General features: G+C 58.3%; 13 protein-coding genes. 11 read left to right on the forward strand and 2 right to left on the reverse strand.

Annotated features, from left to right (window positions below; translation table 11 throughout):
• Positions 1 to 103 precede the first annotated feature (103 nt).
• Positions 104 to 691, reverse strand: coding sequence for a hypothetical protein (locus KGA88_RS22935; RefSeq protein ID WP_223594460.1), 588 nt, complete (start codon positions 689 to 691; stop codon positions 104 to 106).
• A gap of 313 nt (positions 692 to 1,004) precedes the next feature.
• Positions 1,005 to 1,727, reverse strand: a complete 723-nt coding sequence (locus tag KGA88_RS22940) for a LexA family protein (RefSeq protein WP_223594461.1) — start codon at positions 1,725 to 1,727, stop codon at positions 1,005 to 1,007.
• 76 nt (positions 1,728 to 1,803) lie between these two features.
• On the opposite strand from KGA88_RS22940, the gene KGA88_RS22945 reads away from it, so the two are divergent.
• The 11 genes from KGA88_RS22945 (at position 1,804) to KGA88_RS22995 (ending at position 11,849) form a co-directional block, all read left to right on the forward strand.
• A complete protein-coding gene (locus KGA88_RS22945) occupies positions 1,804 to 2,061 on the forward strand; it encodes a hypothetical protein (protein ID WP_223594462.1) in 258 nt (85 codons plus the stop codon).
• A gap of 326 nt (positions 2,062 to 2,387) precedes the next feature.
• Positions 2,388 to 2,906 (forward strand): phage regulatory CII family protein, encoded by a 519-nt coding sequence (locus tag KGA88_RS22950; protein WP_223594464.1) that lies wholly within the window; start codon positions 2,388 to 2,390, stop codon positions 2,904 to 2,906.
• Complete coding sequence (locus KGA88_RS22955) at positions 2,899 to 3,126, forward strand: TraR/DksA family transcriptional regulator (protein WP_223594466.1); 228 nt, start codon at positions 2,899 to 2,901, stop codon at positions 3,124 to 3,126. Before KGA88_RS22950 ends, KGA88_RS22955 begins: the two co-directional genes overlap by 8 nt.
• The gene (locus KGA88_RS22960) at positions 3,116 to 5,332 is read left to right on the forward strand and encodes a VapE domain-containing protein (RefSeq protein ID WP_223594468.1); all 2,217 of its coding nucleotides are present in this window, start codon (positions 3,116 to 3,118) and stop codon (positions 5,330 to 5,332) included. The genes KGA88_RS22955 and KGA88_RS22960 overlap by 11 nt, the downstream gene beginning before the upstream one ends.
• A complete protein-coding gene (locus KGA88_RS22965; RefSeq protein WP_223594470.1) occupies positions 5,325 to 5,690 on the forward strand; it encodes a hypothetical protein in 366 nt (121 codons plus the stop codon). Before KGA88_RS22960 ends, KGA88_RS22965 begins: the two co-directional genes overlap by 8 nt.
• Before the next feature lie 526 nt (positions 5,691 to 6,216).
• Positions 6,217 to 6,564 (forward strand): phage holin family protein, encoded by a 348-nt coding sequence (locus KGA88_RS22970; RefSeq protein WP_103393062.1) that lies wholly within the window; start codon positions 6,217 to 6,219, stop codon positions 6,562 to 6,564.
• Positions 6,561 to 7,292 carry a hypothetical protein gene (locus KGA88_RS22975; RefSeq protein ID WP_223594472.1) on the forward strand — a complete coding sequence of 244 codons (732 nt, stop codon included), beginning with the start codon at positions 6,561 to 6,563 and terminating at the stop codon, positions 7,290 to 7,292. The genes KGA88_RS22970 and KGA88_RS22975 overlap by 4 nt, the downstream gene beginning before the upstream one ends.
• 189 nt (positions 7,293 to 7,481) lie before the next feature.
• Positions 7,482 to 7,979 (forward strand): hypothetical protein, encoded by a 498-nt coding sequence (locus KGA88_RS22980; RefSeq protein WP_223594474.1) that lies wholly within the window; start codon positions 7,482 to 7,484, stop codon positions 7,977 to 7,979.
• The gene (locus KGA88_RS22985) at positions 7,885 to 10,017 is read left to right on the forward strand and encodes a phage terminase large subunit family protein (protein ID WP_223594475.1); all 2,133 of its coding nucleotides are present in this window, start codon (positions 7,885 to 7,887) and stop codon (positions 10,015 to 10,017) included. The genes KGA88_RS22980 and KGA88_RS22985 overlap by 95 nt, the downstream gene beginning before the upstream one ends.
• A 3-nt stretch (positions 10,018 to 10,020) precedes the next feature.
• On the forward strand, positions 10,021 to 10,242 hold the full coding sequence (locus KGA88_RS22990; protein ID WP_103393066.1) for a DUF6148 family protein: 222 nt from the start codon (positions 10,021 to 10,023) through the stop codon (positions 10,240 to 10,242).
• Entirely contained in the window at positions 10,239 to 11,849 is a 1,611-nt protein-coding gene (locus tag KGA88_RS22995; RefSeq protein ID WP_103393067.1) for a phage portal protein, read from the forward strand. The genes KGA88_RS22990 and KGA88_RS22995 overlap by 4 nt, the downstream gene beginning before the upstream one ends.

Below are 11,849 nucleotides of genomic sequence, written 5' to 3' on the forward strand. Positions count from 1 at the left end.
GTTCGGCGCCTCTGCACTGGGACACGACTGCTAAGCTTATCCACAATTGCTGAAGCAAAAATCAGCAATCCGCCCTGGGTCAATTTTCAATCGGCAGGGTGGGTCAGTTTTCAATCAGCGCCGACACCACAGCAGCCAGGTGGTTGATGGATTCGGCTACTTGCTCGTAGATCTCGACATCGGTGCCGCACACGGTGAAGCACTTGGTACGCGGGCGCTTCACGCCGATGCTCATGATGGTGGTGACACCGGGACGGGTTTGCGTGCGGTGGATAGCGACATGCAAGGGGAGTTCGAAGCCCATGTCGAGGCTCAGTGAGCCGCCGGTACGCACAAGCTCGAACACCTTCTGCCTGTTCTCGACATCAAACCGCGCATATTGTCGGTTAGCGTGAGGGATACTCACTTGATCGGCTGTGTTACTGGGATCCAGCGGGCCGTTGGCAATCTCTTCGATAAAGTCGGCCAGCTTGAGGTGCATCTTCTTTTCGTTCTGCAAGGTCAGCGTGTGGCGCTCGCTGCCCAGTTCTACGGTGAAGAGGGTGTCAGTTGTGCTGCGTTCAACCTTCAGGCGAAACGCCAGTGCTTCGCGCTGTGGCGTCGACCGCAGAGTGTGATTGAAGGTCTCGCTCAGATTGACTTGGGCATTGAGTAGTTGCAGCGTGCGGTTGTCGAGTTTGAACTTGCTCATGCTGCGTGCCCTCCGCCGTTCGGATCAAACGGTGCGGGTGCGGCTCGGGTCGCAAGCTTGGGTTTGTGGGGAATGAACGCGCATCCGAGGTATTGCGCTAGGCGGCGGACTTCCATGATGCGGGATGGGTTAGCAGCGGCCGGATGGACGTGCAGGGTGGCTGTGGTGTGCATGGTATTGCCTCGCTCTGTGGTGGGAGAGTGAGGCAAATATCAACCAGTGGTTGAATTAAGTCAACAACCATCAGGTGAAATTATCTGGTTTCCTTGAGTGAAAACCAGTCAGATTTTTAGGCGAGGAGTGATGGTACTTGTCATTCTGGGGTGAATGCACCGACCACCTTCCCGCATATCTGCATCTCTTCGGTCATTTCGATGATTGGATATTGAGGGTTGATGGGCTTCAAATAATGCTTTCCTGCGTCCTTCACGAAGACTTTGAAGGTTGCTTCATTGCTGCTCGGTAACGTAGCAATCACACGATCACCATTGTTAATCGAAAGGTCTGGGTCGACAAAAATGATGCAACCTGCTGGATAGCTTCGTCCTGGCCCGTTATTTGTCATGGAGTCGCCTACTACCCGCAATGCAAAGCCCGAACTGCTGATGCTGACGGGGCATGGAAGCCATTGCTCTGCATGAATAGATTCAATGCTGGGTGGAACCTCACACCAAGCACCGGCTTGAACCCAGGAAATAAGTGGAACCTTGGACATATCAGAGACAACAGGGCTGACATTTCCTGCTTTCTCATTACCCACAGAGCCGACTTGATTAGGGAAAACTGGCATCACGCCATGTTCAAGCCATTCCCGACGACACCCAAGCCATTCCGCCAATACGGTCAGACTGTCTAGCTCCGGTATAGCGGCCCCGTTAAGCCATTTACTAACGGCCTGAGCGGTTTTAGTGACCCCTCTAGATTTCAATTGCTGAATGATGTCAGCGCCTCTACCTCGCTGGCGGACGCCTTTAGAGTCAAGGGCTGCGTGAAGGCGTTCGGCGAACATGTCGCGCATGGTTTCTTTATCAATCATAGGTTGATGATCACACGAGGGTTGCTAATCTGTCAGTTGAACTTTAATATCAACCGACAGTTGAAAGGAGGTCCATATGCTCGACCCGAAAAACTTCCCTAACGCTATTGCGTTCGCCTTTGAGGCTGTAGGAGGAATCGGTGCGGCGGCCAAAGTTTGCGGTAGGAGCTATCAAGCTCTTAACAAATGGCGGTTGGCAGCTTCACTGCCACGCACGGATTACACCGGTGAAACAGAGTACGCAAAGCTTTTAGCTGCTGCTGCGGTTGAAAAAGGTAACCCCTTTGAGGCTGCATGGTTGTTGGGAAAGTCCGCTCCACAAAAAGCGGATTAGAAAAAAGGCGACCCAAGGGCCGCCCAGTTCCTCCCGGCACACACCACCACAGTGCTGTCGGGTCGCAATAAAGGTAGGCGGGCACACCACATGCAAAACCGCCAATCTTTATCGCGTTGCCAAGGCATGGATGCCTCGGGTTGCTGCCTTTTCCACCACAGATAGGGCAGCTGTTGCGCCAGAGGTGAACGACGGATCGTTTGCCTCGGCACAGTGCCGGTATCGATCTTGCGGATCTAGCCGGCGTTTGGGCCCTTTCAAGCCACGCGGCAAATGTATCACCACTGCATGTCGCGCGGCACTGGCAACTTACAAGGATTAATGCCATGAGCCGAATCGCTCTGAGTTCAGTCGACCGGGCACAGCGGGAAATATTGCCGCTCGATCTAGCGCTTTACCATGCTGCCCGGGACTATCCTGGTGGCGCCGCTGCTATTGCCGTCACCACCGGCAGGAACCCCACCACGCTGCAACACAAACTCTCTCCCACCCATCCCAGCCACTCTGTGAACATCCAGGAGTTTGGTGAGATTCTCGAACTGACCAAAGATCGCCGCATTCTCGATGCAGTGCATGCGTTGGTCGGCGACACGACTTGGCAGGAGTTGGCCGAGGCTTATACCAACGATATGCCTGAGACGTTGACTACGGGCATTGCAGAGTACTTCAGACAGGTCGCCGATCTGGCTGATACCTGGGCCAAGAGCATTGGCGACGGCGTTGTGACGGATCGCGAACTGGCCGAAATTCGCCTGCAGGTGTTTCGCGGGATTCAAGGGCTTCTGGGGATGTTCAACCGCGCCACGTACGTCAATCAGGCAACGCGGGGTGTTGACCATGGCTGATATTGCTGACTTTGCGAATGACCTGGTGCAAGAGCGTCTGGATCAAGCCCTCGCTGCACGTAACGCCGCCAAACCTGTGTTGGCGGCGCATTCTTTCCTGTTTTGCGTAAATTGCGACGATCCTATCCCAGAGGCTCGCCGACTTGCCCTGTTGGGTTGCGATCTGTGTGTTGTTTGTCAGTCCGCTGTTGAATCGCGGGAGGCCCGCCATGCTCGATGAGGTTTTAGGGCAATTCGGAGATTACGGCCTCGAACCTGAGCAACCGTTGGTATTCGGCAAACTGACCCGCTGCAAAACCTCCCAGGACAAGGGTAAGGAAAAGAACGGCTGGTATGTAGTCCATGAGCACCGGACCGAGAAAAACGAAACGCTGATCTTTGGCAGCTTCGGTGATTGGCGTTCCGGCGAGACCCAGAAAATTAAGGTAAAGGCTGGACGTATGAGCCCCGAAGAGCGCGAAGTTATGCGCGCTCGTCAGGAAGAGGCAAAGCGCAAGGCTACTGAGATCGCGGCCAACGCTGCACGGCGTGCGGCCAACCGTGCTGCGGGGCTGTTCAAGCGCATGCCTGAGAAGGGCAAGAGCGCTTATCTGGATCGAAAGCAAATCGTTGGCTTCAAGGTCCGCTATGCGCCTCGTACCGGCGCATTTTTAGTGCCTATGTGCAACGTGCGGGATCAGATCGTCGGTCTGCAGGTGATCTTCCCGACAGTCCAAGAAGATACAGGGCGTGACAAGGTCTACTGGCCCTACGGCATGTCGAAAGAGGGCGCTTTTCATTTGATTGGTCCGCACCCTGAACCGGGGGAGCCGGTGCTGGTATGTGAGGGCTACGCCACGGGCGCTAGCCTGCACATGGCAACGTCGCTGACAGTCGCTATCGCATTCGACGCGGGCAACTTACTCTCGGTCTCCAAGGCCATGCGCGAGCGTTTCCCCGGTTGCCCATTGATTCTCTGCCGGGACGATGACTGGAAAACCAAACGCCCCAACGGTGAGCCTTGGAACCCAGGTGAAGAAAAGGCCAACAACGCGGCGTTAATCGTCGGTGGCCAGGTGGTCGGGCCCGTCTTCTCGGGCGAGCGTGAGATCAAGTGGACCGACTTCAACGACTTGCATATTGCCGAAGGATTGGAGGCTGTCCGCCGCCAGGTGTTGGCGGTGGTCAAACCTCCTGCAGCTGGTGGTTGGAAGGATCAACTGGCCCGCACCGAAAACGGCTCCCTGATCGCACACATGCAAAACGTCGAGCTGATCCTGGGCAATGACGAACGTTGGGCCGGCGTTATCGGTTATAGCGTGTTCAGTTCCAAAATCGTCAAACTGCGGTCCGCACCCTTTGGCGGCGGTGCCGGCGATTGGGCCGACATCGATGACATGCGGGTGATGAAGTGGCTCGCGCAGCAATACAACCTGCGGGTCAAAGCGTCCCATGTGATAGAAGCGGTCAGCGTGGTTGCCCATGACCATTCTTTTCACCCGGTGCGCGAGTACCTGGAGAAGCTGGAGTGGGACCGCGTGCCTCGATTGGAAGGCTGGTTGACCGATGTACTGGGCGTTCAAGCTAGTGAGTATTCTGCCAAAGTTGGCAAGCGCTGGCCGATCTCGGCTGTGGCTCGGGTGATGCGCCCGGGCTGTAAGGCTGACTCGGTGATGATCCTCGAAGGTGGGCAGGGTGAAGGTAAGTCCACGGCCATGGGTATTCTCGGCGGCGAGTGGTTTATGGACACGCCTTTTGCCCTCGGCGACAAGGACAGTTTTCAGGCGATTCGCGGTAAGTGGATTGTCGAGCTGGGGGAGCTGGACAGTTTCAACAAGGCCGAGAGCACCAAGGCCAAGCAGTTCTTCTCGGCGTCCACCGACACCTATCGCGAGAGCTACGGCCGCAGAACAAACGATGTGCCACGCCAGTGTGTGTTCGTGGGTACCACCAACCAAGAGGAATACCTCAAGGACGCCACCGGCAACCGCCGTTACTGGCCGGTGTTCTGCAACAAGGTCGACCTGGAACAACTGCGCGAGATACGTGACCAGTTGTGGGCCGAGGCGGTGTTTTGCTTCGAGGCTGGCGATATCTGGTGGGTGACGAAGGACGAGTCATGGATGTTCGCCGAGGCACAGGACGAGCGCTTTGTGGTGGACGAGTGGGAAGGGCCAATCCTGACCTGGTTGGAAGAATCGCAGATCGGCGAGACCGCTACCGGCAATGAGATTCTGACCCAGGCGCTCAAGCTCGATTTCGGGCATTGGGGTAAGCCTGAACAGATGCGAGTCGGCGCGATCATGCACCGGCTGGGCTGGCGGAAGAAGCGTATGCCGGCGCTGGCAAAAAGCGGTGTCCGACAGTGGGCCTATCAGAAGCCTGCAACGTGGGCACGTGCGGCTGCATTGCAGCAGACGGTGATAGAGGAGCCTTGCTTTGATTAAGCGAATTGATGAAATGCTCAAGCTCTGGGCGCAGGATCTGCATTCGCCGATGACCGAAGCCTATGGTGGGGCGAGTGGCGGCAACATGATTGCCATGTTGATGGAGTGCAAGGGGGAGCTGATACGCGGCACACGGGGTAGTCGGGTGTTGCTGGACGAGTCGGCGGATATTGAGTTGATCGTCAACAAGCATTTGCCGGCGCAGCTGTCGGTGGTGGTGTGGGAGCACTACTGCAACCACGAAAGCTTTCTGTCGCAGAAGTACACCCACTGCGGTTGCAGTCGCGATACCTATTATCAGCGTCTGCATGAAGCGCACCTGCACATCGCAGGTCTGTTGATAGGGAAGGCTGCATGACCCCTGGTGTCACTCCGCATACCCTTGTCCTACTGTCCGGCCTTGTCCGACTGCCATTTAATGCGGTCGGACAAGTACAGACCGTGCCGTTGCTGGGCTGTCCTACTGTCCAACCTTTGCCCGCACCATGCACACGTAAGCATAGCGGGCACGTAGTCGCGCCCATGGCGCGCACGCGTGCTTTTAGCTTTCTCTCTATACACAAGGAAAAGTTAAGTAAGGTAGGACAGTAGGGCAGAGCCCCGAATTTAAGGGGTTGTAGCTGTCCTACTTCCACTCTGAATGGTGGGACAGGTAGGACGGTACAACAGAAGCGATAGCCGAGGTGTTGTATTCGCCGACATTCGCTAGGCGTTCACCCTGCGTTACCCACTTATTCACCGGGTGGCATTAAAGTGGGGTTGCTGCCACCGGAATCCACCTGTAAAAAGTACCCATCTTCGATAGGTGCGACCGCAGAGAGCGGCAGGCACCACACACCAAACCCGGCCATTGCGCCGGGTTTTTGCGTTTATGGAGTAGGGCGATGACGAACGAGCAGCAAGCGCTGGCAGAGATGCCCATCTGGTTAGTGATCGTCCTGGCCCTGGTCGGTGGCGTGTCGGGCGAGATGTGGCGGGCGGACAAGGATGGGGCGCGGGGCTGGGTGTTATTGCGACGCCTGGCCCTTCGGTCGGGTGCCTGCATTGCCTGCGGGGTTTCGGCGATGATGTTAATGATCGCAGCAGGCATGTCGATCTGGGCGGCGGGTAGCTTGGGTTGCCTGACCGCCATGGCCGGCGCCGATGTCGCTATCGGGTTGTACGAGCGCTGGGCTGCTAAGCGCCTGGGCGTCAGCGAGTCGTCAACCACTGGCGGCGAACCAGGGCAATGATGCGCCTTGAGATGCGCGACAACATCGACAAGATCGTGAAAAGCATGCGCGGATTGAGTCGGTCCAAGGTGCCGCTCGCTGCTGCCAAGGCGTTGACCTTCACCGCCGAACGGGTGCAGATCGCAGAGAAGGAAGAGATTGCCCGTGTGTTTGATCGTCCTACTCGCTGGACGTTGAACTCGATCTATAAGCGAAGTGCCACAGCCACCCGATTGTTCGCCCGCGTGTGGGTCAAGGATGAGGCCAGTTCGGGTGTTGCGGCATCGAAGTACTTGCCGGTGCATATGGACGGCGGTAATCGTCCGCACAAGCGATTCGAGAAAGCGCTGATCCACTATGGCCTGATGCCTGCTGACATGTACGCAGTGCCAGGCCGACGCGCTCGAATGGATGGCAACGGCAACATCAGTCGTGGGCAGATCGTCCAAATACTCTCCGCCCTCGGTGCTGCCGAACGTGTATCGGGATTCATGGCTAACCGCACGGCTCGCAGTAAACGCCGCAATCGCAATGCCCCTGACTACTTTACGGGTCGCCCAGGCAATGGCACTGGCCCATTGGGTATCTGGCAACGCATTGGCAACGGTGCGCGGCCCATCCTGATCTTCGTTAAGCGTCCGACCTATCGTCGTCGCTTCGACTTCTACGGTGTGGCCAACCGCGTCGCCGCTGCCGAGTTCGAACCGCTGTTTCGCCGGGCATTGGCCCGCGAGATGGCTCGCGACTGAGGCTTTCGTCGATTTTTCAGCGTTTTCGGCCGATTTTGGGGCGATTCGGCAACGGATCGAGGCCTCACCCCCTTTTTCAATGGGTCCTTCCGGCGACCTGAGAGATTGGGGTAATTCGAACCCCGATCTTTTTGCAGATTCAACCCGACATAGGGGGTTCCGCTTCCTGTCCAGTCCTTGGAGATGACCATGCCAACACAGCGCGAGATAGCCGATCACCTGGACATGAGCGAGCGCAATGCCCGCGATGTGTTGAAGGGGTTGGGCATCAATGACTGGCAGGCGGCCAACCTGGATGAGATCCGGACCGCGTACATCCGCGACCTGCGCAACAAGGCAGCGGGGCGAGGGGGTAGCCAGTTGGAAGAGCTCAACGCCGTGCGAATTGACGAAGGGCGGGTCAAGGCGGCGAACGGGCGTCTGCTGTATCACGAGAAATTGCGGTCGCTGATCCCCAGCATGGAAGCGGAGCGAGTGCTGTCCGACTGGGCGGCCTTTGCTAATCGGGAATACTTGGGCGGCGTTGAACGATTAATTCAGGAAATCGAGAACGTGCAGAAACTCACGGTTGATCGATCTGTGGTGGCCAAAGTTGCTGGACCTACAACCGAGCGAATTGCAGGCTACGCGCGAAAACTTGGCGCGGAGCTTGTTGGCAGCAGCGGGGAAATTCAACCCGCCGCGTGATGTGCCCACGGCGGAGTACTTGAGCACGGAGTTTTACTTGCCCGCTGAAAGCGGTGTGCTGCACGGCCTGTACGACTTCCACTACACGCCGTACTTCCTCGGCGTGGCCGCGGCGCTGGATGATCCGCGTGTAAGCGAAGTAGACCTGATGAAAGCCGCGCAGATCGGCTGGACCTGGTTCCTGATTGGGTACCTGTTCAAGTTTGTCCAGTTCCTGCCCCGGCCGATCATGATCCTGTTTGCCAAGGAAAAGGACGGGAAGAACTTCCACGATGAGAAGCTAAAGCACGGCGTGATGGCGAACAGCGAGGTCAATCGGTTGATGCCGGTCGACACCAGCCGGTCCTCCGGCAACCGCTGGGACCATAAGAGCTTCCCGGGCGGCTTCCTCAAATTGGTGGCTTCGAATTCCCCCGGCAACGTGAAGTCGACCTCATCCGTGGGACTGTCGGTGGTTGAAGAACCGGACGATACCAGTGATGACGTGAAGGGGCAGGGCGATGCGATCGCCCTGCTGGAAGAACGTGGGAAACGCTACCCGGGTTCGAAAATGCTGGTCGGTGGAACCCCTGCGATCAAAGGCGCGAGCAAGACCGAGGCGCGCCTAGCACAGACCGATTGCCGAGTGCTGCCGATTGTCTGTCATACCTGCGGCCAGGCTCATGTGCTGGACTTCGCCCATATCAAATACCTGGACATCAATGAAGGGGTCGAGCCGCACGAAATCTATGGTCGTGCGGATCCCGACACGGCTGGTTATGCCTGTCCGCATTGCGGGGAAATCTGGGACGACTACCAGCGCAAGGAGAACATCCGCAACACGGTGTTCAACGCCGTCGAGGCGGGTGATCCATTCTGCGGTTGGGTAGCGACCAAACCCTTTGCCGGCCGTGCCGGGTTCATCGAACTGAACGAACTCTATGCGTGCCTGCCTGGTACCAGCCTGGCGAACATCGTGCGCGAGCAGCTCAACGCCGAGCACCAGGCCGCCATGGGCAACCTGTCGCTGCTGATCAAGTTCGTCAACCAGAAACAGGGTCGCGCCTACGAGTACAAATCGGATCTGCCCGAAGCCGACAAGCTGGCGGAGCGGGCCGAGGATTACCCGGAGCTGTTCGTGCCCATGGGTGGGCTGGTGATCACCGCAGGTGTCGACGTGCAGCACGATCGCCTGGCGGTCGTTCTTCGCGCCTGGGGCCGTGGCGAGGAGTCATGGTTGCTCTACTGGGGTGAGATCTACGGCGAGGTGGTGTTGCCAGGGCAGGGCGTTTGGCTGGACCTGGAAAAGCTGCTGTTCTCGCCGATCACCCATGCCTGTGGTGCGAAGCTGAAAATCCTGGCGGTCTCGCTGGACACCTCGGACGGCACCGTTACACAAGATGCAGCCTATGCGTTTTGCCGTAAGCATCAGCAACGCGGCGTGACGGCAATCAAGGGGGCCAGCGAGCGAGGCAACAGCCGGGATGATGAACGAAAAGAAATCTTCAGTGCGCCTCGTCAGGGGGTGGACACCGACAAAGAGCAAAAGGCCTCGAAGTACGGCCTGCGTCCTTACATCGTCGGTACGTCCCGGGCCAAGGATCTGTGGATTGAGGGGCGACTGCCGCTGACTGGAGACGGTCCAGGTCGGATGCACTTCTACAAGACAGTGCGTCCCGACTACTTCCGGCAGATCACCGCCGAAGTGAAGGCTCCCAGCCGGCGGCACCACTACCGCAAGGTCTGGCAGAAAAAGGCCGGCGAGCGGAACGAAGCCACGGACTGCGAAACCTACGCGCTGCATGCGGCCCGTTCGCTGAAAACGCACCTGCTCAATGAGCACGACTGGGCGGCTCTGGATGCTCAGATCCGCCAAGGCGGTTTGTTTGATTCGCCACCACCGGAATCGGACATCGAGCCGGATTCAGATCCCGCACCGGTGTCGGAAAACCCGGTACCGAAACCATCCGCTGAACCCAACGAGCTCCCGCCTTCTGGCGGGAGAGTTGTTTCTGGGCGCCGCACTGCTATGCGCGTGCTCTCTCAACGCAGGAATTAATCTATGGCCATCACCCTGGAACAGGCGCAAAGCCAGCTTCAAGCCTGGCTCGACGCAAGCATGAAGGTCAGCCAGAAGCAGAGCTATCGCATCGGCACCCGTCAGCTGAACTACGCCGACGCGGCAGAGATCACCAAGATGATCGATTACTGGCAGCTCCAGGTGGATCGACTGGCCAGCGGTCGCCCTCGCGGCATTGTCTTGCGCGGGATCACGCCGTTATGAGTCGTTCGCTCAAGGCTCCCGAGCCCACGTTGCTGGATCGGGCAATCAGTTGGTTTAGCCCCGAGAGCGGCGCCAAGCGTATGCAGGCGCGTATGACGATGACGGCAATGGGGGGTTACAGCGGCGCCTCCAAACGCAAACGCTCACTCAGTGCCTGGAATCCATCGGCAGGAAGTGCAGCTGCCGATCTACTCCCCGATCTGCCGACTCTTCGGGAACGCTGCCGCGACCTAGAGCGAAACAACCCCATCGGCGGCGGCGCGATCAACACGGTGGTGACCAAAACGGTCGGCACTGGGTTGGCCCTGAAGTCGGTGGTCAATCGGCAGATCCTCGGCTGGGATGAGGACACCGCACGTGATTGGCAGCGCAACACCGAGTCGCTGTTCAAGTCATGGGCCGAAACCACGGCGTGCGACATCACCCGCGAACAGAACTTTTATGGCTTGCAGGACCTGGCGTGGCGTTCGGTGTTGAGCAGCGGTGATGTCTTTCCGTTGTTGACCCACAAAGAACGCCCGGGTCAGCACTACTCGGCGTGCATCCAGTTGATCGAAGGCGATCGGGTGTGTAACCCGGACAACAAGGCCGATACCGAAACGCTGACCGCCGGCATCGAGCGTGATGCCGATGGGGAGCCGATCAAGGCTCACATTCTACGCAGCCACCCGGGTGCATTGGGTGTGAGAGAGCGGAAGTGGGATGAGCGACCCTTCTTCAATGAACGGGGTGGTCGGGCGCTGCTGCATTTGTATCGGCGCAAACGTGTCGGTCAGCCTCGCGGAGTCCCGTACCTGGCACCGGTGATCGAGAAGCTCAAGCAGCTTGATCGCTACACCGATGCAGAGCTGGAAGCCGCCGTGGTGTCGGCGTTCTTCGCGGTGTTCATCAAGCCCGGGCCTGGCGGGGATCTCAGCCCGTTGGCCTCCGCTGCGACCGGCAACACGCCGGTTGGCGGTGATCGTCCTGCAGATCGTGCGGCCGGTGGCTGGGATGGCACGCTTAGCGGCGGCATTGTCGCCGAGCTGGATCAAGGCGCATCGATAGATTCGGCCGCGCCCGGGCGTCCGAACCTGGCGTTCGATCCGTTTGTATTGGCGATGTTGCGCCAGATCGGCATGGCGTTGGAGCTGCCCTATGAAGTGCTGATCAAGCACTTCACGGCCAGTTACACCGCCGCGCGCGCCGCTGTCATGGAGGCCTGGCAGTTCATCCGTGGCTGTCGTGATTTTCTGGGCAACGATTTCTGTCAGCCGGTGTACGAGCACTGGCTGGAAGAGGCTGTTGCTCAGGGCGACATCGATGCTCCCGGCTTTTTCGACCATCCGTTGCTGCGGTATGCCTACTGCGGTTCGATTTGGGTCGGCGATGGTCCGGGCACCGTGGATCCGCTCAAGGACATCAACGCGGCCAAAGCGCGTGTCGATCTTGGCGTCAGCACGCTGGCCAAGGAATCGATGCTCTACGACGGCAGCGACTGGGAAGAAAACCACGAACAGCGCGCGCTGGAAGTGAAACGTCGAATGGAAGACGGCCTATCTGCCACGCCGGCCTCTCAACCTGAAGACCAGTTGCCGCAAAACCCCGACTTACCCGAACGGACCTGA

The sequence above is a fragment of the Pseudomonas sp. A-R-19 genome (genome assembly GCF_019956575.1).
In the GTDB taxonomy this organism is placed as follows: domain Bacteria; phylum Pseudomonadota; class Gammaproteobacteria; order Pseudomonadales; family Pseudomonadaceae; genus Aquipseudomonas.

Coding starts and splice junctions, on each gene's coding strand:
- KGA88_RS22935 (WP_223594460.1), bottom strand. CDS start 691: ATGAGCAAGTTCAAACTCGACAACCGCACGCTGCAACTACTCAATGCC.
- KGA88_RS22940 (WP_223594461.1), bottom strand. CDS start 1,727: ATGATTGATAAAGAAACCATGCGCGACATGTTCGCCGAACGCCTTCAC.
- KGA88_RS22945 (WP_223594462.1), top strand. CDS start 1,804: ATGCTCGACCCGAAAAACTTCCCTAACGCTATTGCGTTCGCCTTTGAG.
- KGA88_RS22950 (WP_223594464.1), top strand. CDS start 2,388: ATGAGCCGAATCGCTCTGAGTTCAGTCGACCGGGCACAGCGGGAAATA.
- KGA88_RS22955 (WP_223594466.1), top strand. CDS start 2,899: ATGGCTGATATTGCTGACTTTGCGAATGACCTGGTGCAAGAGCGTCTG.
- KGA88_RS22960 (WP_223594468.1), top strand. CDS start 3,116: ATGCTCGATGAGGTTTTAGGGCAATTCGGAGATTACGGCCTCGAACCT.
- KGA88_RS22970 (WP_103393062.1), top strand. CDS start 6,217: ATGACGAACGAGCAGCAAGCGCTGGCAGAGATGCCCATCTGGTTAGTG.
- KGA88_RS22975 (WP_223594472.1), top strand. CDS start 6,561: ATGATGCGCCTTGAGATGCGCGACAACATCGACAAGATCGTGAAAAGC.
- KGA88_RS22980 (WP_223594474.1), top strand. CDS start 7,482: ATGCCAACACAGCGCGAGATAGCCGATCACCTGGACATGAGCGAGCGC.
- KGA88_RS22990 (WP_103393066.1), top strand. CDS start 10,021: ATGGCCATCACCCTGGAACAGGCGCAAAGCCAGCTTCAAGCCTGGCTC.
- KGA88_RS22995 (WP_103393067.1), top strand. CDS start 10,239: ATGAGTCGTTCGCTCAAGGCTCCCGAGCCCACGTTGCTGGATCGGGCA.